The sequence below is a fragment of the Gordonia sp. CPCC 205515 genome (genome assembly GCF_048537925.1).
Classification (GTDB): domain Bacteria; phylum Actinomycetota; class Actinomycetes; order Mycobacteriales; family Mycobacteriaceae; genus Gordonia.
This window is the reverse complement of the sequence record NZ_JBCLVJ010000022.1, coordinates 74,799-94,904: the sequence shown is the minus strand read 5'-3', so window position 1 is coordinate 94,904 and position 20,106 is coordinate 74,799. Positions and strand designations below refer to the sequence as shown.

The window sequence follows — 20,106 nt, the reverse complement described above, 5'->3', positions numbered from 1 at the left end:
GGGGAGGCGGGCGACGCGCCCCCGGCCCCCCGCGTCCGGCCGCCCCCCGGCGGGCGCCCCCGTCGACGGGTCGTCGGGGCGCCGCCCGGTCGGCCGGGTGCTCCTCGGGCCGGGGACGCGCGCGCCGGGCACGGTCGTCGGCGGGCCGGTCGGGACGTGCGCGACCGCCGGAACGTCCGGGTGCACCATCGGGTCGAGACTCCACGGGCCGGTCTATCCCTCTCGTCGCGTTGTTCGTGATGTTCGTGATTCGGATGTTGCTGTTCTGACGCCAGGCTACTGAAGTGACGCATGAAATCGTCGAACGCAACGCCGTGCGTCGCCGAGACGGACATAACACCGTGCCCGATAGGTCGGGACCTCCCACGTGCGGCACGATGTGTGCCATGAGTCCGACCACCTACATCGTCGGCGCCGGTGGTCAACTGGGTACCGCACTGCAGGCGCGGTCGTCGACCAGCTCCGCCGTCCGCGCACTGAGCTCGGCCGACCTCGACATCACCGACGCCGCCTCGGTCGCTGCGGCGCTCGCCGGGCTCGGTTCCGACGACGTCGTCCTCAACTGCGCGGCCTACACCAATGTCGACGCCGCCGAGTCCGATGCGGCGCGGGCGGCCGCGGTCAACCGCGATGGACCGGAGAACCTCGCCCGTGCCACCGCGAAGGCCCGCGCGCGCCTGATCCACGTGTCCACCGACTACGTCTTCGCCGGGGCGGCGGCCACCGACGACGGGCCGCGACGCACCGCGCCGTATGAGCCCGACGAGGTGACCGGCGAACCGGAGACGGTGTACGGCGCGACGAAGCTCGCCGGGGAGCGCGCGCTGCTGGCCGCCGATCCGCGGGCCACCGTGGTGCGCACCGCGTGGGTCTACACCGGCGGCCCCGACAGCCCCGACTTCGTGGGCACGATGCGACGCCTCGAAGCCGCCCGCGACACCATCTCCGTCGTCGACGACCAGACCGGTTCCCCCACCTATGCGGTCGATCTCGCCGTCGGTCTCTGGGAACTCGCCGATCCGGCGCACCGCGACACGGCAACCGGAGCCGTGGTGCACGCCACAAATGAGGGCAACGTGACCTGGTACGAGGTGGCCCGCGGAGTATTCGAGGAGGTGGGTGCCGACCCGGCGCGGGTGCAGCCCTGTACCACCGCCGAGTTCCCGCGTCCGGCGCCACGACCTGCGTATTCGGTGTTGTCCGGGGCGTCGTGGGCGGCGGCCGGACTGACCCCGCTGCGCGACTGGCGGGTCGCGCTGCATGCTGCCGTGACCGCGCCGGAACCGGCGCATGGCTGAGCCCGGACCGGGCGCGCGGGCCCGCGGCGACGACGGCGTTGGTTACGCTGACGCGGTGACCGCTCAGTTGGCCGTCGTGACGGTGACCTATTCCTCGGGGGAGCACCTGACGACCTTCCTGCGCAGCCTGGAGAAGGCGACCTCGCCGACCCCGCCGGTGATCATCGCCGACAACGGCTCCACCGACGGCGCGCCCGAGGCCGCCGAGCAGGAGTTCGACAACGTCACGCTGATCCACACCGGGGGCAACATCGGCTACGGCGGTGGCATCAACCGTGCGGTGGCCGCGCTCGAGAAGGACATCGAGTTCATCGCGGTCGCCAACCCCGACGTCGACTGGGGTCCGGGATCGCTCGACGAACTGCTCGCCGCCGCCCAGCGCTGGCCGCGTGCCGGATCGCTCGGACCGCTGATCCACGAACCCGACGGGGCGATCTACCCGTCCGCCCGCCGCGTCCCCGACCTCACCTCGGGTATCGGACACGCCCTGTTCTCGCACGTGTGGAAGTCCAACCCGTGGACCCGCGCCTACCGCGCCGACGACGCGGCACCCAGTGAACGTCCGGTGGGCTGGCTGTCCGGCTCGTGCCTGCTGATGCGCCGCGAGGCCTTCGAGGCGGTCGGCGGTTTCGACTCCCGCTACTTCATGTACATGGAGGACGTCGACCTCGGCGACCGGCTCGGCAAGGCGGGCTGGCTCAACGTCTATGTCCCCGACGCGACGATCGTGCACACCAAAGGCCATGCGGCCGGACGCAATCCGGAGAAGATGCTGCCGGCGCACCATCGCAGCGCATACCAGTTCCAGGCCGATCGCAACCCAGGTCCGTGGCGGGCGCCGCTGCGCCTGGCGCTGCGGGCCGGACTTGCGATGCGCTCCCGGGTCGCGGTCTACGCGGCCCGTCGGACCCCCGACCCCGCCACTGCAGACACATCTGAGGAAGGGACCTCCCGGTGACCAGTGAGAACACAGGCAACGCCCCCGCCGTGCAAGCGGTGATCCTGGTGGGCGGCAAGGGCACTCGGCTGCGTCCGCTGACGCTGTCGGCGCCCAAGCCGATGCTGCCGACCGCAGGCGTCCCGTTCCTGACCCATCTGCTGTCGCGGATCAAGGCCGCGGGCATCGACGACGTCGTGCTCGGCACGTCGTTCCAGGCCCAGACCTTCTCCGAGTACTACGGCGACGGATCGAAACTCGGCCTGCGCCTGCGCTATGTCACCGAGACCGAACCGCTGGGCACCGGTGGCGGCATCCGCAACGTCTTCGACGCACTGACCGCCGACACCATCCTGGTGTTCAACGGAGATGTGCTGGGCGGCACCGACGTTCGTGAGGTGCTGAACACCCACGAGGAGTCCGGCGCCGACGTGACACTGCACCTGGTGCACGTCAGCGACCCGCGTGCGTTCGGCTGCGTGCCGACCGACGAGACCGGTCGGGTGACGGCGTTCCTGGAGAAGACCCAGGACCCGCCGACCGATCAGATCAACGCCGGCACCTACGTCTTCACAAGGTCGATCATCGAGCAGATCCCGGCCGGTCGGCCGGTGTCGGTGGAGCGCGAGGTGTTCCCGCAACTGCTCGCCGACGGCCGCCACATCCAGGGCCACGTCGACCACGCCTACTGGCGCGACATGGGTACCCCGGAGGACTTCGTCCGCGGTTCGGCCGATCTGGTGCGCGGCATCGCGCCGTCCCCGGCACTCGGTGACCGGCACGGGGAGTCGCTCGTCCACGAGGGCGCAGGCATCGCGCCGGGCGCCGTGCTCATCGGCGGCACCGTCGTCGGCCGCGGGGCCGAGATCGGGCCGCGCGCCCGACTCGACGGCGCGGTGGTCTTCGACGGCGCGGTGATCGAGGCCGGCGCGGTGGTGGAACGCAGCATCATCGGATTCGGTGCGCGGATCGGCCCGCGCGCGCTGATCCGTGACACCGTGGTCGGCGACGGCGCGGACATCGGTGCCCGCTGCGAACTACTGCGCGGGGCACGGGTGTGGCCCGGAGTTCAGTTGCCCGACAGTGGTATTCGCTTCAGCACCGACGTGTGACGGATAGTTCGGCGGCCGGCGGTCAGGAGGGGTATTCGCTTCAGCACCGACGTGTGACGGATAGTTCGGCGGCCGGCTCAGCGTGCCTTCGCCGCGGCGAGCACCCCTGCGCCCGGCGGCACCCCCAGGGGCAGCAGGCGCCCGTCGCGGGCGATGATCACCGCCGCCTCGCGGGCCGCGGCGGCCGGCGGATCGGTCCGGGAGCGGTCCGCGACGGCCCCGTCGGCGGTCGCGTTGTGCACCACCACCACGCCGCCGGGTCGCAGCATCCGGATCGCCTCGGCCACGTAGCTCGGCAGTTGGAGCAGCGGGCCGTCGACGAACACGAGGTCGTAGGAGCTGTCGGTGAGGCGCGGCAGGACGTCGCGCGGACTGCCGTTGATCAGTCGGGTCCGGCCCGGTGCGATCTCCGCACTCGCGAACGACGCGCGGGCGGCGCGGTGATGTTCGGGTTCGGGGTCGATCGTGGTGAGCACCCCGTCGGTGGCCATCCCGTTGAGTAGCCAGAGGCCGCTCACGCCGGCACCGGTACCGATCTCCACCACGGCCCGCGCGTCGCAGAGGCGGGCGAGCAGGGCGAGCAGGGCACCCACGGAGGGGGCGATGGGGGTGGCACCGAGTTCGTCGGCGCGGGCCCGGGCGGCGACGAGCGCGTCGTCCTCGACGATCGCTGTCTCTGCGTAGTCGATGAGCGCGGCACGGTCCGCGGCCGGTGGGGCGTCGCCGGTTGAATCGGTCACCCCACGAGATTAGGTCGCCGGTGCGCGAATGCCGTGACGGCACGCCCGTCGACTCCGAACTCGGTGGACGGTCGGGCCCGAAGTCGGTGGTCAGCGGGGTGGACGAGCCGAGGCGGAGAGTTCCTCAGCAAACCCTCAGGAGTCTCATACGGCGACCACACGCCGGTAGGAGAGGGTTTAGGCAGCACACCGAGACGAGGCCGATCACCGGCCCGGGGCGGCGCGCGATGCGGGAGCGGAATACCACCGCCACCAGCGGTGTTCACCATCATGAATATCCGTCAACTCCGGCGGATACACGGGGAAGGGAATTGGCCACCCGATATGACTGATCCCATGGGGTCTGCAGATGTCGTTCCGAACGGGACGGCCGGATTCGATGCCACCGGCGACAACGCGTTGATGCCGTCGTGGGACGAATTGGTTCGTGAACATGCCGACCGGGTCTATCGGCTCGCCTATCGCCTCTCCGGCAACCAGCACGACGCCGAGGACCTCACCCAGGAAACGTTCATCCGGGTCTTCCGCTCGCTCTCCAACTACAAGCCCGGAACCTTCGAGGGTTGGCTGCACCGCATCACCACGAACCTGTTCCTCGACATGGTGCGTCGTCGCAGCAAGATCCGCATGGAGGCACTGCCCGAGGAGTACGACCGGGTGCCGTCCGACACACCCGATCCCGAACAGATCTACCATGACGCGAAACTCGATCCCGACCTGCAGCAGGCGCTCGACGCGCTACCTCCGGAGTTCCGTGCGGCCGTCGTCCTGTGCGACATCGAGGGTCTGTCCTACGAGGAGATCGCCACCACCCTCGGCGTCAAGCTCGGTACCGTCCGTAGCCGCATCCACCGAGGTCGGCAGACGATTCGCGACCATCTCGCCGCCCAGGGGCACACCAGCAGCCGCTCGGTGGCCATCGGCAGCGACACCCACTGAAATACGACGCCGGGCGCTTCGACACCGAATCCGGGAACCACACGCCGCCGAGCGTCGTTGTCTTCTTCGGATAGGCTCGGGTATCGACTGACGGCGGTGAACTCTGCCGTGTGGAAGGGGTGAGAGATGTGATGGAGATGAACCGGGGTAGACCTGCCTCGGGGGAGCGGGGAGACCTCCCGATACCCGCGTCGAATCTCCGTCGACGACGTCGGTCGGCCTGGAACCCGGCCACCTGGACGCCGGTCACCACATCGTTCTCCCCGAATCGCACCTATCGCGCCCCCGGCACGCCGGGTGGGCGCCGGTTCGCCCCCACCGAGCATCTCGCTGCAGAAGCGGTCGCCGCCTTCGCCGACGGCGAGTTGGGGATGACTGCGCATATGCGCGCCGCGCAGCACCTCGCACTGTGCACCGAGTGCATGGCTGCGGTGGACGCGCAGGTCGCCGCCCGCTCCCGTCTCCGCTCGGCCGGCGATGTCTCGCTGCCAGCGGGACTGCTCGGCCAACTCAGTCAGATTCCGACCCGAGAGATCGACATGACCGGGTCGCAGGGGGGATCCTCCCCGCTGAGCCCCGAAGCGCCGCTCGCGCCGGGATTCCCGGTGACCGAGGCCGGGCGGGATCGTGCTGGCGACGAGATCGCCGATCATCACAGCACCCGTGGCCGCATGAGTCGCTGGCGGGGCCGCTGACCCGTGGACCACACTGATCCCGACGCGCTCGATCCTGCCCCCGAGAGCGCGGCCGATGACGCCGCGCAGTGGGCCGCCGATCGCTCGTCGGCGCCCACCGATGCGCGAGAGCCGTTGTTGTCCAACGCTTCTCGTCATGCCCCCAGTTCCCGGGAAACGGCCGCGGTCTTCGGCAGGCCGGAGGGGGTCGACGGATCGTTCGCCGCGTCGCAGCAGGTGGACGCCGACCGGCAGGAGCCGACAATCGGCCCACCCGACCCCGTGCTCGCCGAGGCATTCGGCCGTCCCGACGACAGCGCCGAGACCCTGCAACGTGACCCCCTCGCCGCCTACGGGCAGGACGAGACACCGCCGGCCCCCGACGACCCGTGGCGGGACCCGGAGAGCATCGCCGCCCTCGACACCCCGGCGCTGACCGCGCCAACGGTCGCCGAACCGACCGATCCCGGACCGAAACTCGGCATCGGCGATGTGCTGTTCGGCAAGCGGGTCAGCTGGGTCGCGCTCGCCACTCTCGGCGCGCTGGCGCTGCTGATCGGCGTGTTCGGCGGCCTCGTCGGGCGGTGGACCGCCGAAGTGGTGTCGCCGCTGAACTCCGAATCCGTGGAACTCGCCACCGGCGACGGCGACCGCGGGACCGCGCCCCGCTCGGCGGTGGCGCGAGTCGCACAGTCGGTGGAGAAGTCGGTGGTGGCCATCGACGTACGCACCGCGAGCGCTTACGGCACCGGGTCGGGCTTCATCCTCGACAAGAACGGTTACATCGTCACCAACAACCACGTCATCTCGATGGCGGCCAACGATCGCAACGCCAAACTCGAAGTGGTGTTCTTTGATCGCAAACGGGTGCCCGCCCGGATCGTCGGCCGCGACACCAAGACCGACCTCGCGGTGCTCAAGGTCGACAACATCGACAACCTGACGGTGTCCAAGCTGGGCAACTCCGACTCGCTGCAGATCGGCGAAGAGGTCGTCGCATTCGGGTCGCCGCTGGGCCTGGACCGCACGGTGACCAGCGGCATCGTCAGTGCTCTGCACCGTCCCGTGCCGCTGCGACCCGACGCGGAGTCCGACACCGACGCGGTGATCGACGCCATCCAGACCGACGCGGCGATCAACCCGGGTAACTCGGGCGGGCCGCTGGTCGACGACGACGCAGCCGTCGTCGGCATCAACACTGCGGGTCTGGTGCCCGGCGGCGGATCCATCGGCCTGGGGTTCGCGATCCCGATCAATCAGGTGGTGCCGATTGCGCAGGCATTGATCAAGGACGGCAAGGTCAATCACCCGCAGATCGGTGTGAACGCGTCCTCGGTGCGCAACGATCGGGTGCTCGGCGCGCAGGTCGTCAACGTCGTGGCCGGTGGTCCGGCGGATCAGGCGGGGGTGGCCGAGGGCGACGTCATCACCTCCTTCGACGGACGGACCATCGAGAGTGCCGACGAGTTGACGGTGGCGGTTCGGACGGCGAAGATCGGTGCGGCGGTACCGTTCACCTACTGGCGAGATGGCCGCACGTTCAACGGCACGATCACGCCGGCGAGTGACTGAGGACGGACCGCACGGTCTGAAAGTGGTTGGGAAGAGCACATGTTCAGCAGCATCGGGTGGGGCGAGATCATGGTGCTGCTCGCGGCCGGCCTGATCATCCTCGGCCCCGAACGGCTGCCCGATGCGGTGTCGTGGACGATGAAGTCGTTACGGCAGGTGCGTGACTACGCGACCGGAGCCACCGATCAGCTCAAGGAAGAACTCGGACCGGAGTTCGACGAACTGCGGAAACCGTTGTCGGAGTTGAACGAATTGCGTGGGATGACACCGCGGGCCATCGTCACCAAACACCTTTTCGACGGCGACGACTCGCTGTTCACCGCAGGACTCGACGCGACCACCATCGATCGATCGGCAACCACGACCCCCGAGATCAAACCGGTGTCGGCGCCGCTGCCGTCCCCGGAACATCCCGCCGTCGAGCACGAGGTCGCACAGACACCGACCCGCGACGCCGAGGCGACCGCCCGCCGCCACGACATCACCGATTGGGACGCCACCTGAGCGGTTGACGTCGGGGGAGTACGTCAGTCGCGGCGCGTGGTATCGATACCCAGGTTCATCCCGGCCAGTCCCCGACGTCGCACCGCCAACTTGTCGGCGATGGCCCGCAGCGCCGCGCCGGACGCCGACTCGGGTGCCGAGAGCACCACCGGATCGCCGGCGTCGCCGCCCTCGCGCAGTGCCTGCTCCAACGGCACCTGACCGAGCAACTCGACGGGGGCGCCCACGGCTCGGGTCAGGCGCTCGGCGACCTTCGCGCCGCCGCCGGAACCGAACGGTTCCATCCGGCTGCCGTCGGGCAATTCGAGCCACGACATGTTCTCCACGACCCCGAGGATCTTCTGCCGGGTCTGCAGCGCGATGGCGCCCGCACGCTCGGCAACCTCGGCGGCCGCCTGCTGCGGCGTGGTGACCACCAGGATCTCGGCGCCCGGGATGAGCTGGGCGATGGAGATGGCGACGTCGCCGGTTCCCGGCGGCAGATCGAGCAGCAGTACGTCGAGGTCGCCCCAGTACACGTCGGCCAGGAACTGCTGCAGCGCACGGTGCAGCATCGGTCCGCGCCAGGTCACCGGGGTGTTGCCGTCGGTGAACTGACCGATCGAGATGAACTTCACGTCATGACTGATCGGGGGCATGATCATGCGCTCGACCTGTGTTGGTTTGGCGTCGCTGCCGAGCATCCGCGGCACCGAGTGGCCGTAGATGTCGGCGTCGAGCACGCCCACCGACAGACCGCGCTCGGCCAGCGCGGTGGCCAGGTTCACGGTGACGCTCGACTTGCCGACGCCGCCCTTGCCGGAGGCGACGGCATAGACGCGGGTGAGGGAACCGGGCTGGGCGAACGGGATGACCGGCTCGGCCTTGTCGCCGCGCAATTTCTTGCGCAGCTCGGTGCGCTGGTCGTCGTCCATCACATCCAGGTCGACCCGAACCGTGCCGACGGCGGGCACGTCGGCGACCGCACGCTCGACCCGGCCGGAGATCTCGGTGCGCATCGGGCAGCCCGAGGTGGTCAGATACACCACGACATCGACGCTCGCGTCGTCGTTGATCGCGATCGATTTCACCATGCCCAGGTCGGTGATGGGCTTCCCGATCTCGGGATCGTTGACCTTGGACAGGGCCGCGCGGATCGCGGGTTCGGTGGGCAGTACTCCGGTAGTCATCACCGCCAGCTTATCGGTCGGCCGACCGGGGCCGGATTCAGCCTGCGGCCCCCGGCCGGGCCGCGGGAACCGGGGTCGTCGTCGGCATGCCCGGCCTGGGCGCGCCGGGCTTGGGTGCGCCGGCCTTGGGTGCGCCGGGCTTGGGTGCACAGGTCTTGGGCGCGCGCGGGGTCGGCGGGACGCCCGGTTTCGGCGCGGGCTTGGGCGCGCACGACGTCGGTCCGGGTGGAGCTGACTTGGGTGCCGGTTTCGGTTGCATCTGCGGTGGCAGCAGCTGCGGTGGGAGTTGCGGTACCAGCTGTGGCGGCAGGCAGATGGTGCCGAGACAGGCCGGCGGTGGGGTGCCCTGCGGGCTCGGGGGGAGCGGGGAGGTGCCCTCCGGTGCCGTCGGTGTCGTCGACGTGCCGGTCGACGGCTTCGTGGGCTTCTTCTTTCTCTTGTCCTTGTCCTTGTCGACCGGCCGCTTGGGTTCGGGGATCGGGTTGGTCGGCATGACGCCGGTCGCATACGCCGCGGCCCAGGAGAGCACGTTGGTGGCGTACTCCAGCGAGTGGTTGTAGCGCATCACCGCGGCGACCTTGTTGTTCGACGCCATGATGTCGGTGATGCCGGCACACAGGTACCTGCCCGCCGAGTAGGTGGCATCAAAGACATTGTGCGGGTCGGCTTTTCCGTCGCCGTTGGCATCGGTTCCCCAGCGGGCCCAGGTGCTCGGGATGAACTGCATCGGCCCCATGGCGCTGACGTGTCCGCCGCGGCCGTCGGTGATCACCTCGTTGCCCGGCAGCGAACCGTCGAGGACCGGTCCGAGGATCGGGTTGATGGTGGTGCCGTATTGGTCGACCGAACCGTTGGACGCGTGATTGGACTCGATGCGTCCGATACCGGCGAGCAGGAACCACGGCAGCTTGCACTGGGGTTCTTCGGCGTCGACGCGGTTGGCGGCCAGCTTGTAGGCCTGCAGTACGACGCCCGGGATGCCCAGCGGACCCGAGGGCAGGTCCCCGCTGATCCGGAACTGCGGGGCCACCGCAGCGGGGTCGGTCGCGGAGTCGATCTTCTTCGGCGGCGGGGCGAACCCGAGCAGGGATACCGGATTGCCGGGCACGATGTCGACCGCGACCGCCGGGACGGTCGGTTGCTCGACGACCGTACGCGCGGCCATCGTGTCGCCCTGCGCGCTCGAGGTGGCGGCGCCGAGAACCATGGCGCCGACCAGGGCGCCACCGGCGCCCACGGTCAACGCGCGACGCGGAACGCCCCGACGCGGGCCCTGGCTACGACGGAACACACGCGCCATCATCGCTCGAGGCTCCCCGCCGCGGCCCGTGTGCTCACGCGTTCTCCGATGTCTTCTGCCCCGACGTCTTCTGGCCCGATGTCACCGTGCACAAACATGTCCCCACCCGATGGTCACTCGTGATATGCCGTCGGACCGCGCTCCCGTACGACTCCCAGCCGCCCGACGTGACCCACGATACATATGGGTCGCACGTCCCAATACAGGAACCCGACAAATCTTTACGGCAACACACTCGACGGTGCCGACCTCGTGACCGCGGTTCAGCCGTCGTGTCGCCGGCGAGTACCCCGATCGTGGCGATGACCGGCGTCGTCGTCGTCCACCGGCCGGGACAGATCACCGCGGTCGGCGGTGAGGCGTTCGGTCAGCTCATCGAGCAGATCGTCGAGCTCTTTGCGCAGGTAGTCGCGGCTGACGGTGTCGCCGACGGCCAACCGCACCGCCGCGAGTTCGCGGGCCAGGAACTCGGTGTCGGCCTTGGTCTGCGCGGCGCGCATTCGGTCCTCGTCCAGGGCGATGCGGTCGCGGTTCTCCTGGCGGTTCTGGGCGAGCAGGATCAGCGGTGCGGCATAGGCGGCCTGGGTGGAGAACGCCAGGTTGAGCAGGATGAACGGGTACGGGTCGAATCGCAGCGACACCGCGACGAGGTTGATGGCGATCCACACGATGACGATGACCGTCTGGATCAGCAGGTAACTGCCGGTGCCCAGGAAGCGGGCGATCCGCTCCGCGTAGACGCCGATGACATCGGTGTCCATGTTGACCGAGAATCTGCGCCCGCCCTGCGGGGTGTCGAGACGGCGCCCGGACTGTTCGGCGCTCACGCGCCCGCTCCAGCCTGGCCGGCCGCCGAGGGTGCGGCGCCCTGCTCGTCGTCGGGCTCGGTTTCGCGCCAATCCCGGGGCAGCAGGTCATCGAGGAGGTCGTCGACGGTGACCGCACCGAGCAGGTGTCCTTCATCGTCGACGACGGGTCCGCACACCAGGTTGTAGGTCGCGAAATAGCGGGTGACGGTCTCCAGCGAGTCCTCGGGACTCAGGTGTGACAGGTCGGTGTCCAGGATGCCGCCGACGATGTTGGCCGGCGGTTCCCGCAGCAGTGCCTGCAGGTGTGCGCATCCGAGGTACTTGCCGGTGGGCGTCGCGGTCGGCGGCCGCACCACGAAGACCAGACTCGCCGCTGCCGGCGTGATGTCCGGATCACGCACCCGCGCAAGAGTTTCCGCGACGGTGGTGGAGGCGGTCACGATGATCGGTTCCGAGGTCATCAGACCGCCCGCGGTGTCGGGGGAGTGGGTGAGCAGTCGCCGCACGGGCTCGGACTCCTCGGGATCCATGCGGGCGAGCAGCGATTCGGCCTCGGCGTCGGGCAGCTCGCCGAGCAGGTCGGCGGCGTCGTCGGGGTCCATCGCCTCGAGGACGTCGGCGGCCCGTTCGAGTTCCATGTGCGCGAGCAGGTCGGTCTGGTCGTCGGGCGGGAGTTCCTGCAGCACGTCGGCGAGGCGTTCGTCGTCGAGCGCAGTGGCGATCTCGTCGCGGCGTTTGGTCGGCAGTTCGCGCAACGCGTTGGCGACGTCGGCCGGTCGCATCCCCTCGAACTGCAGCAGCGCCTGCGCCACGCCCTGGCCGGGGAGTTCGAGGGCGCTCTGGGTGAGGCCGTGGACCCGATTCCACTCCACCACATGGGTTTCGCCGCGTCGGCGCAGTCCTTTGCGGCCGGTGCGCACGGCGACGCGAGACACCACCCAGTCTCGGGTTCGGGTGCGCTCGATGCCCAGATCGATGACGACCACATCGATGTTCGCGATTTCCTCGAGGTCCGGGTCGTCCACCCGCACCCGGGTATCGAGGATCTGGCCGATCGCCAACGCCTCTCCCGGTCGCATCTGCAGGCGGCGCAGACTCACCGTTCCGGTGTTGAGGGTCACTGCCTGGGGTTCGATGGTGGTGACCCGCAGCATGGGCACGAAGATCCGGCGCCGCGTGGTCAGTTCGACCGCCAACCCGAGGGCGCGGGGCTGCTGGCCGGGCATGCGCACGGCGATCACCACGTCGCGGACACGACCGATGGATTCGCCGTCGGGTCCGAGCACGGCCAGCCCGACCAATCTGGCCACAAACACCTTGCTCACCGACGCCATGGGAGTAAGGGTAGTGGCATCGTGACGCGCATCGTGGAGGTGGCGCGCGGCCGTCGGCGGTACCGACCACATGCGCCGAAGACTGGCAGACTGGCAGTGACCCACCGGAAGGACACGAGATGACGAATCCGATGCGCCAAGGACAACCCGGCGGTCTGCCGACCCCGCCCAAGGGATGGCCGATCGGTTCCTACGGCACCTATGCCGAGGCGCAACGGGCGGTCGACTATCTGTCCGACGAGAACTTCACGGTCCAGGACGTCACGATCGTCGGCGTCGATCTGATGCAGGTCGAGCGCGTGATCGGTCGGCTCACCTGGGGCAAGGTGATCGGTACCGGGCTGGTGTCGGGGGCGTGGCTTGGCTTGTTCTTCGGTCTGCTCGTGTACTTGGTGGTCGGCGGATCGATCGGTGGCCCGCTGATCTTCGGCATTCTCGGCGGTGTCATCTTCGGTCTCATCTCCACGGCCATCCCGTATGCCGCCACGCGCGGTCAGCGTGATTTCGCGTCCACGATGCAACTTGTCGCCGGTCGTTACGACGTGATCTGCGACCCGAAGAGTGCCGAACGGGCCAGGGACATGTTGAGTCGACTTCCGATGAACTGACGGTGCTCGCGAACCGGCGGCGCTCGCAAACTGGGGTTGTCGAGCCGACACGCCGTGCGACGGGTCACGAATTCGTCACTGCGTAGCGGCGATTCACGTCACCAGATCACAGTTCGCAGCATTCTGGCACGCTCATGCCGAATGTGTTGCATGTCACGAACGATGCCGGATAACGTAGCCGAGCAACTGGTCACCGGTGTGGGCGCTCACGTCCGCACCGCGTACGACATCGAGGAGGCTGCGTGCGGTTACGGGCTGGCAGTTCCGACGTTTTCCGACCACCGAAGGACCGCTCGCCGAAGCGGATGAGGCGAAAGCTGATGGTGGCGGCGGCTGCGCTGGCCACCGCGTTGCCGATCGTGACCGCCTGCGGGTCGGGCTACACGCCGCGGACCATCAACATCTACCCGCCGGCCGACGGTGCGTCGTTCATCGACAAGGTCGGACAGAAGTGCACGCAGGATTCCAACGGCGAGTACACGATCGTCACCACCCCGCTGCCCAAGTCGGCCGACGACCAGCGTCTGCAGTTGGCGCGACGCCTGGCCGGTAACGATCACGGACTCGACCTGATGGGCATGGACGTGGTGTGGACGGCCGAGTTCGCCAACGCCGGCTGGCTAGTCCCCGTTCCCGAGGACATGGCCAAGCAGATCGGTGCCGTCACCCTCGGCGGCCCGCTGGAGACCGCGCTGTGGAAGACCCCCGATGACAGCGCGAAGCGTCTTTACGCGATTCCCACCTGGACCAACACCCAATTGCTCTGGTACCGGCCAGATCTGCAGCGACAATATCTCGACGGCCGCAAGCCCCCGACCACCTGGGACCGGATGCTCGCCGACACCGAAGCGATCCGGACCCAGGGCGGTCCGAGCTACATCATGGTGCAGGGCAAGCAATATGAAGGTCTGATGGTGTGGTTCAACTCGCTGCTCGTCAGTGCCGGGGGCGCGGTCCTCGACCCGAACGATGCCGACAAGCAGACCCTCAACGACACGCCGGAACACCGCGAGGCGACACTCACCGCGTTGCGCACCATGAAGGCGATCGCCACTGCCCCCGGACACGATCCCTCCCTGACGAACTCCGACGAATCGTCGGCGCGGCTGGGCATGGAGAACGGCGATGCCGCGTACGAGGTCAACTGGCCCTTCGTGTTCTCGTCGATGCGGTCGAATGCCGCAGCCGGCGATGTGCCGTTCTTCCCGGAGATGAAGCAGTACGAGGAGATGTTCGCCGACCCGGACAACCCGCCCGCGGACAGCGAGCTCGGGCCGGTGAACAAGACGGTGCAAACGAAGTTCAATTTCGCCCGCTATCCCGGCATCCGCGAGGACAAGCCGTCCCGCACGACGTTGGGCGGCATCAACATCGCGGTGGCGAGCACCTCCCAGCAGAAGGATCTCGCCTTCAAAGCGGCGCAGTGCCTCACCAGTGAGGCGGCGCAGAAGGTCTACTCCATCGAGGGCGGCACACCGCCGACGATCAAGGCCATCTACGACGACCCCGCCTTCGAGGCGGCGTACCCGATGGGTGACGCGATCCGCACCCAGCTCGAACCGCAGAACGCAGCCATCCGCCCGGCCTCGCCGGTCTATCAGGCGATATCCACGCTGATCACGGCTTCGCTGAGTCCGGTCGGTGCGTGGGATCCGGAATCGAAGGTCGATGAGCTCGCCGAGCAGGTCCAGCGTGCCATCGACGGGGAGGGACTGATCCCATGACCACCGGTGATAATGAGGATCCGAAATCGGACGATCCGCGGTTGCGGCCGGGACGGCATGCGCTGCCCGACGAGCACAACATCACCCCGCGTGAGCCCTCGGTTCGACCGCCGTCGGTGACCCCGCACGAACGGTCCGAGAACCCGCCGAGCGCGGACGCGTGGGTGCCCCCACCGTCGACCACCGAACCGGTGGCGGCGCCGGATGCTGCGACCCAATCTGTGTCGAGCCAGTCTGTGTCGGCCCGGCCTGCGGCGGCCGGGGTGGCCACGGCGACTCGTCCGGCAGAACCGGCCCCGGCCGTGGCGCGCAAGATCAGCGAGGGTAAGTCGGCCGAACGTCGTCTCGCCTTCTGGTTGGTCGCACCGGCTGCGTTGATGATGTTGTTGGTGACCGGCTACCCGATCATCTACGCCTTCTGGTTGTCGCTGAACAAGATGAGCCTGTCGGCGCCGGGGGAGCGTGAGTTCGTCTGGTTCTCCAACTACGGCACGGTGCTGACCGATCAGTACTGGTGGACGTCGCTGGCCATCACACTGTTCATCACAGTGGTGTCGGTGGCCATCGAGTTGGTCCTGGGCATGGCGATAGCGCTGGTCATGCACCGCACCATCTTTGGGCGCGGCACCATCCGCACCGTGGTGCTGATCCCGTATGGCATCGTCACCGTCGCAGCCGCATTCTCGTGGTACTACGCGTGGACCCCGGGTACCGGCTACCTGGCGAACCTGCTGCCCGACGGCAGCGCCCCGCTGACCGAACAGTGGCCGTCGTTGTTCATCATCATTCTCGCCGAAGTGTGGAAGACGACACCGTTCATGGCGTTGCTGCTCTTGGCAGGCCTGGCGTTGGTGCCCGACGATCTTCTCAAAGCCGCCCAGGTCGACGGTGCGGGAGCGTGGACCCGATTGCGGCGCATCATCATTCCGATGATGAAGCCCGCCATCCTGGTGGCGCTGCTGTTCCGTACTCTCGACGCGTTCCGGGTGTTCGACAACATCTACGTGTTGACCCGAGGCTCCAACAACACCTACTCGGTGTCGATGCTTGGCTACGACAACCTGTTCAAGGCGTTCAACCTCGGTGTCGGATCGGCGATCAGCATCCTGATCTTCATCTGTGTGGCGATCATCGCCTTCGTCTTCATCAAGGGCTTCGGTACGGCCGCGCCCGGTTCCGACAACGAGGGGAGGTAGACCGTGAAACACACTGGGAAGAGCCGGGTCTGGTGGTCGATCGCCAATGTCTTGGTGGTGCTGTACGCGATCATTCCGCTGCTGTGGATCGTGAGTCTCTCGTTCAAGCCGCCGGGAAGTGTCAAAGACGGCAGCTTCATTCCGAAGCAATGGACCTGGGAGAACTACAAGGGCATTTTCGAGACCAGTGCGTTCACCAGTGCGCTGCGCAACTCCATCGGCATCGGGCTGATCACCACGGTCATCGCGGTGGTGCTCGGCACCATGGCGGCATATGCGGTGGCCCGCTTGGATTTTCCGGGTAAGAAGCTGCTCATCGGCGCATCGCTGCTGATCGCGATGTTCCCGCAGATCTCGCTGGTCACCCCGCTGTTCAACATCGAGCGTCGTCTCGGTCTGTTCGATACGTGGCCGGGCCTGATCCTGCCGTACATCACCTTCGCGTTGCCGCTGGCGATCTACACGCTGTCCGCCTTCTTCCGCGAGATCCCTTGGGAATTGGAAAAGGCCGCCAAGATGGACGGCGCGACCCCGTGGCAGGCGTTCCGCAAGGTGATCGCTCCGCTCGCCGCACCCGGTGTGGTGACCGCGGCGATCCTCGTGTTCATCTTCGCGTGGAACGACCTGCTGCTGGCGTTGTCCCTCACATCGACCGAACGCGCGATCACCGCACCGGTCGCCATCTCGAACTTCACCGGTGCTTCGCAATTCGAGGAACCGACCGGATCGATCGCCGCCGCCGCGGTGGTCATCACCATCCCGATCATCATCTTCGTCCTCTTCTTCCAACGTCGAATCGTGGCCGGTCTGACCTCCGGCGCCGTGAAGGGATAACCCATGGCCGACATCGTTCTGGACAACGTCAGCAAGCAATACCCGGATGGCTCGACCGCGGTCCACAGTGTCAACGTGGACATCGCCGACGGCGAGTTCATCATCCTCGTCGGACCGTCGGGCTGCGGAAAGTCCACGACGCTCAACATGATTGCCGGTCTCGAGGACATCTCGGCGGGCGAGTTGCGCATCGGTGGGGAGCGGGTCAACGAGCGCGCTCCCAAGGACCGCGACATCGCGATGGTGTTCCAGAGTTACGCGCTCTACCCGCACATGTCGGTGCGGGACAACATCGCCTTCCCGCTGACGCTGGCCAAGATGAGCAAAGCCGACGTGGCCAAGAAGGTCGACGAGGCGGCACGCATCCTCGATCTCGAACCGTACCTGGATCGCAAGCCCGCCAACCTCTCCGGCGGCCAGCGCCAGCGCGTGGCGATGGGCCGCGCGATCGTGCGCTCGCCCAAGGCCTTCCTGATGGACGAGCCGCTGAGTAACCTCGACGCCAAGCTGCGGGTGCAGATGCGTGCCGAGATCGCGCGCCTGCAAAGCCGTCTGGGCACCACCACGGTCTATGTGACCCACGACCAGACCGAGGCGATGACCCTCGGCGATCGTGTCGTGGTGCTGCGCGCCGGCTATGTGCAGCAGGTCGGGACACCGCAGGAGCTCTACAATTCCCCGGCCAACCTGTTCGTCGCCGGGTTCATTGGTTCCCCCGCAATGAACTTCGTGCCGGGACGACTGACGGGCGATGGCGTCGAAACCGCCATCGGCACGGTCACGCTGCCCGATCATCAGCAACTCACCGCGAATGCGCAACGCGCACAAAGCAATGGTGAGGTCCTCATCGGTATTCGTCCCGAGCATCTCGAGGACCCGTCGCTCCTCGACGCCGACACGCGTGCCGCGGGCTCGACATTCACCGCCAACGTCGACGTCATCGAATCGATGGGGTCGGACATCTACGCCTACTTCTCCATCGACGCACCGGCCGCGTCGAGCGACGCGCTGTCCGAGCTCGCGGCCGATTCGGGTGCCGAAGCCGGTGGCGGACAGATGATCGCACGGCTCTCACCGGAGTCGACGATCACCCGCGGAGCCAACGTCGAACTGTACTTCGACCCGGCCAGGGCCGCGGTGTTCGATCAGGAGTCGGGAGCCAATCTGCGGCTCTCTTCCGCTCCCTGAGGAGCGAGCTTGCGAGCGTCTCGAAGGGCTACCGTCGGCGGCGACGGCCCTGGTCGTGCAGTTCCTGCAGGATCTCGTCGTCCCAGATGTGCTTGCGCACCAGGCGATAGCGTTCGCAGGCGATCCACATGTAGAGTTCGGCGTCGCTCTCGACGTCGGGGCGGATCTCGGCGCGCCGGGCCATCCGCACCACCGGGACGAACTCCTCACCGAACCAGCGGCGTGCGGTCTCGACGCGGCTGAGGAACTCGCCGATCTCCTGGGAGAGTCGAAAACCCCACGCCTCCACCGCCTCCGCGAGTTCGGCATAGTGCTCGGGGTCGTCGAGGCGGATGGCCTCGGCCTGCGCACCGCGCAGCGGCACCCGGGAGAGGAACAGCCGTCGATGGTCTTTGAGCAGCAGATCCGACGACGCGGTGATCCCCTCGGGGGAGATACGCGTGTGGATCTCGGTCACGTACGCGTCGATGATGCGCAGGTGCCGGGCGATCGCGATCGACACGCGATGATGGCCGTCGACCACGAAATGCATGGTGCCGATGCGGTACAACCGCACCGGCGGCATCGACTCGCCGCGTCGCTGGGCGGCGGCCAGGCGTTGCCATCGGGCCCGGATATGCGACGACGTGGGTCGGAAGTAGCGATCGAAATCCTTTGTGCGATCTACACTTCCGACGATGGTGTCGACTTCGACCTGCTGTAGGCCGAGAAAGGTCTCACCGAGTCGGCCCAGGGCGGCGACGACCTCGTCGAACGGCAGGATCATGTTGACGTCGCCGGGTTGCCGGGTGAACCACGCCTGCAGGCGGGCGAGTTCCGCGCGACGTCGCATACGGCTGAAGTCGTTCTCCGCGTCCGCCTCGGGAAATCCGGTGTCACGCACCATGTCGCCGCCTCACCACCCGGAAATCGCGGCTACCGGGCTCGACGTCGAACTGGCAGTAGCCCACGACGTTCATCGACACCGTGTCCTCACCGACGATCTTGTCGGTCGGATGGGTGCCGTAGGGGTGAATGTGTCCATGCACCATCAGCGCGGGCCGTAGCGACCGGACCAGTCCGTGATAGCAGTCGAAGCCGCGGTGCGGCAGGTCGTCGCCGTCGCCGACCCCACGGGCCGGACTGTGCGTGAGCAGGATGTCGGGCGACGGACGGGCACACGCGAGCCGCCACGACCGAAGCCGCTGGGTCGTGTCGGTGTACTGGTTGGGGCCGCCGTTGTAGCGCCGACTCCCGCCGAGTCCGCTGATGCGGAGCCCCGCGACGGTGACCGTGCGGCCGTCGGCGTTGATCGCGCCCGGTGGACCGGGATCGGCCACCGGCAGTCCGGACCGCGTCCAGCCTCCCCGGCCGTGCCGGAAGCCGCGCAGGTCACGGTCGTGATTGCCGGGCACGAACACGCAGGGCGCGTCGCACAACGATGACAGCACCTCGAGGTAGTCGAAGGGCAGATCCCCGGCGCCGAGAATGAGATCCGGCCGCCCCTCGATTCCGACGCCGTAGGTCAAAGACTCCACGACCTCGTCGGCGACCGCCAGGACACGCACCACCCATACAGGCTAGCGGGTCGCACAGCCTACGGTGGACGGCGTGAGCGACGCGGTTTCCGATCAGGTCAGCACCTTCGTCGTCGACGGTGTCGGCGCGCAACCGCAACGGGCGTCGGTGACGTTTCTCGGTGTCGAGCCCATCGACGTGCTGCGCTTCGCGGTCGGCGACGCTGTCGTCTACGCGACCGTGGGTTGTTCCCGGCATCCGATGTCGGATCCGGGCGACCTCAATCCCGATCCGGTGCGGGGACCGCGCGCGGAGATCGTTGTCCGGATGCGGGGCGGCACTGCGATGCCGGGCCTGCCCCGGCGGATGGCGACTGTCGCCGCGGCGCCCGCAGTGGAGGGACTGATCCTCACCGACGACGCGCTGCTCGACCTGTCCGAGCCGACCTGGGACGGGGCGACGTGTACCGCGTTCCTGCTTGAGGCCGACGAACTGGGCGAGTGCCCGCTGCCCGAGCCGATGGACGCCGTCCGTTTCCTGCTGGCGATCCCGATCACCGCCAACGAGGCCGCCTGGGTACGGCTGAAGGGGGCGCCGGCGCTGCGGGAGGCGTGGCGGGAGGCGGGCATCGACGTCACCGATCCGCAGCGTGCCGGCGCGAAGCTATAGGG

The 20,106-nt window shown here is 68.0% G+C and carries 20 protein-coding genes and 1 pseudogene; 13 read left to right on the top strand and 8 right to left on the bottom strand.

Going from position 1 to position 20,106, the window contains the following annotated elements; genetic code table 11:
- A pseudogene (locus AAFP30_RS27105) lies at window positions 1–205 on the bottom strand (hypothetical protein); the annotation flags it as partial.
- A 172-nt stretch (window positions 206–377) separates the two neighbouring features.
- Between AAFP30_RS27105 and rfbD the strand changes: the two are divergent.
- The 3 genes from rfbD to AAFP30_RS27090 are packed head-to-tail and all read left to right on the top strand — an operon-like array spanning window position 378 to window position 3,347.
- The gene (rfbD, locus tag AAFP30_RS27100) at window positions 378–1,298 is read left to right on the top strand and encodes a dTDP-4-dehydrorhamnose reductase (RefSeq protein ID WP_419233158.1); all 921 of its coding nucleotides are present in this window, start codon (window positions 378–380) and stop codon (window positions 1,296–1,298) included.
- Between the two features lie 55 nt (window positions 1,299–1,353).
- A complete protein-coding gene (locus AAFP30_RS27095; RefSeq protein ID WP_419233165.1) occupies window positions 1,354–2,256 on the top strand; it encodes a glycosyltransferase family 2 protein in 903 nt (300 codons plus the stop codon).
- Complete coding sequence (locus tag AAFP30_RS27090; protein ID WP_419233157.1) at window positions 2,253–3,347, top strand: sugar phosphate nucleotidyltransferase; 1,095 nt, start codon at window positions 2,253–2,255, stop codon at window positions 3,345–3,347. The genes AAFP30_RS27095 and AAFP30_RS27090 overlap by 4 nt, the downstream gene beginning before the upstream one ends.
- Window positions 3,348–3,424: 77 nt before the next feature.
- Here AAFP30_RS27090 and AAFP30_RS27085 read toward each other — a convergent pair whose 3' ends face one another.
- Complete coding sequence (locus AAFP30_RS27085; protein ID WP_419233156.1) at window positions 3,425–4,087, bottom strand: O-methyltransferase; 663 nt, start codon at window positions 4,085–4,087, stop codon at window positions 3,425–3,427.
- A 324-nt stretch (window positions 4,088–4,411) separates the two neighbouring features.
- Here AAFP30_RS27085 and sigE point away from each other — a divergent pair, with 324 nt between their 5' ends.
- The 4 genes from sigE to tatB all read left to right on the top strand — a co-directional run bounded on the left by sigE (window position 4,412) and on the right by tatB (window position 7,776).
- Complete coding sequence (gene sigE / locus AAFP30_RS27080) at window positions 4,412–5,026, top strand: RNA polymerase sigma factor SigE (RefSeq protein WP_419233155.1); 615 nt, start codon at window positions 4,412–4,414, stop codon at window positions 5,024–5,026.
- Between the two features lie 131 nt (window positions 5,027–5,157).
- A complete protein-coding gene (locus AAFP30_RS27075) occupies window positions 5,158–5,721 on the top strand; it encodes a hypothetical protein (protein ID WP_419233154.1) in 564 nt (187 codons plus the stop codon).
- A gap of 114 nt (window positions 5,722–5,835) precedes the next feature.
- Entirely contained in the window at window positions 5,836–7,272 is a 1,437-nt protein-coding gene (locus AAFP30_RS27070) for a S1C family serine protease (protein WP_419233164.1), read from the top strand.
- A 39-nt stretch (window positions 7,273–7,311) separates the two neighbouring features.
- Complete coding sequence (gene tatB, locus AAFP30_RS27065; protein WP_419233153.1) at window positions 7,312–7,776, top strand: Sec-independent protein translocase protein TatB; 465 nt, start codon at window positions 7,312–7,314, stop codon at window positions 7,774–7,776.
- A 23-nt stretch (window positions 7,777–7,799) separates the two neighbouring features.
- Here tatB and AAFP30_RS27060 read toward each other — a convergent pair whose 3' ends face one another.
- From AAFP30_RS27060 to AAFP30_RS27045, 4 genes are all read right to left on the bottom strand, one after another.
- Window positions 7,800–8,945 carry an Mrp/NBP35 family ATP-binding protein gene (locus AAFP30_RS27060; protein ID WP_419233152.1) on the bottom strand — a complete coding sequence of 382 codons (1,146 nt, stop codon included), beginning with the start codon at window positions 8,943–8,945 and terminating at the stop codon, window positions 7,800–7,802.
- 37 nt (window positions 8,946–8,982) lie between these two features.
- A complete protein-coding gene (locus tag AAFP30_RS27055; RefSeq protein ID WP_419233163.1) occupies window positions 8,983–10,245 on the bottom strand; it encodes a lytic murein transglycosylase in 1,263 nt (420 codons plus the stop codon).
- Between the two features lie 263 nt (window positions 10,246–10,508).
- Window positions 10,509–11,072: a DUF1003 domain-containing protein gene (locus AAFP30_RS27050; protein ID WP_419233151.1), complete on the bottom strand. Its 564-nt coding sequence runs from the start codon at window positions 11,070–11,072 to the stop codon at window positions 10,509–10,511.
- Window positions 11,069–12,388, bottom strand: coding sequence for a magnesium transporter MgtE N-terminal domain-containing protein (locus AAFP30_RS27045; protein ID WP_419233150.1), 1,320 nt, complete (start codon window positions 12,386–12,388; stop codon window positions 11,069–11,071). The genes AAFP30_RS27050 and AAFP30_RS27045 overlap by 4 nt, the downstream gene beginning before the upstream one ends.
- A 119-nt stretch (window positions 12,389–12,507) precedes the next feature.
- On the opposite strand from AAFP30_RS27045, the gene AAFP30_RS27040 reads away from it, so the two are divergent.
- From AAFP30_RS27040 to AAFP30_RS27020, 5 genes are all read left to right on the top strand, one after another.
- Entirely contained in the window at window positions 12,508–12,996 is a 489-nt protein-coding gene (locus AAFP30_RS27040; RefSeq protein WP_419233149.1) for a general stress protein, read from the top strand.
- A gap of 305 nt (window positions 12,997–13,301) precedes the next feature.
- Complete coding sequence (locus tag AAFP30_RS27035; RefSeq protein WP_419233162.1) at window positions 13,302–14,720, top strand: extracellular solute-binding protein; 1,419 nt, start codon at window positions 13,302–13,304, stop codon at window positions 14,718–14,720.
- The gene (locus AAFP30_RS27030) at window positions 14,717–15,916 is read left to right on the top strand and encodes an ABC transporter permease subunit (RefSeq protein WP_419233148.1); all 1,200 of its coding nucleotides are present in this window, start codon (window positions 14,717–14,719) and stop codon (window positions 15,914–15,916) included. Before AAFP30_RS27035 ends, AAFP30_RS27030 begins: the two co-directional genes overlap by 4 nt.
- 3 nt (window positions 15,917–15,919) lie before the next feature.
- Entirely contained in the window at window positions 15,920–16,750 is an 831-nt protein-coding gene (locus AAFP30_RS27025; RefSeq protein WP_419233147.1) for a carbohydrate ABC transporter permease, read from the top strand.
- Window positions 16,751–16,753: 3 nt separating this feature from the next.
- On the top strand, window positions 16,754–17,938 hold the full coding sequence (locus tag AAFP30_RS27020) for an ABC transporter ATP-binding protein (RefSeq protein WP_419233146.1): 1,185 nt from the start codon (window positions 16,754–16,756) through the stop codon (window positions 17,936–17,938).
- A gap of 28 nt (window positions 17,939–17,966) precedes the next feature.
- On the opposite strand, the gene AAFP30_RS27015 is transcribed toward AAFP30_RS27020, so the two are convergent.
- Both AAFP30_RS27015 and AAFP30_RS27010 read right to left on the bottom strand, forming a co-directional pair.
- Window positions 17,967–18,824 (bottom strand): chromosome partitioning protein ParB, encoded by an 858-nt coding sequence (locus tag AAFP30_RS27015; RefSeq protein ID WP_419233145.1) that lies wholly within the window; start codon window positions 18,822–18,824, stop codon window positions 17,967–17,969.
- A complete protein-coding gene (locus AAFP30_RS27010; protein WP_419233144.1) occupies window positions 18,814–19,488 on the bottom strand; it encodes a metallophosphoesterase family protein in 675 nt (224 codons plus the stop codon). Before AAFP30_RS27010 ends, AAFP30_RS27015 begins: the two co-directional genes overlap by 11 nt.
- Before the next feature lie 40 nt (window positions 19,489–19,528).
- Between AAFP30_RS27010 and AAFP30_RS27005 the strand changes: the two genes are divergently transcribed.
- A complete protein-coding gene (locus AAFP30_RS27005) occupies window positions 19,529–20,104 on the top strand; it encodes a suppressor of fused domain protein (protein WP_419233143.1) in 576 nt (191 codons plus the stop codon).
- The last annotated feature ends 2 nt before the right edge of the window (window positions 20,105–20,106 follow it).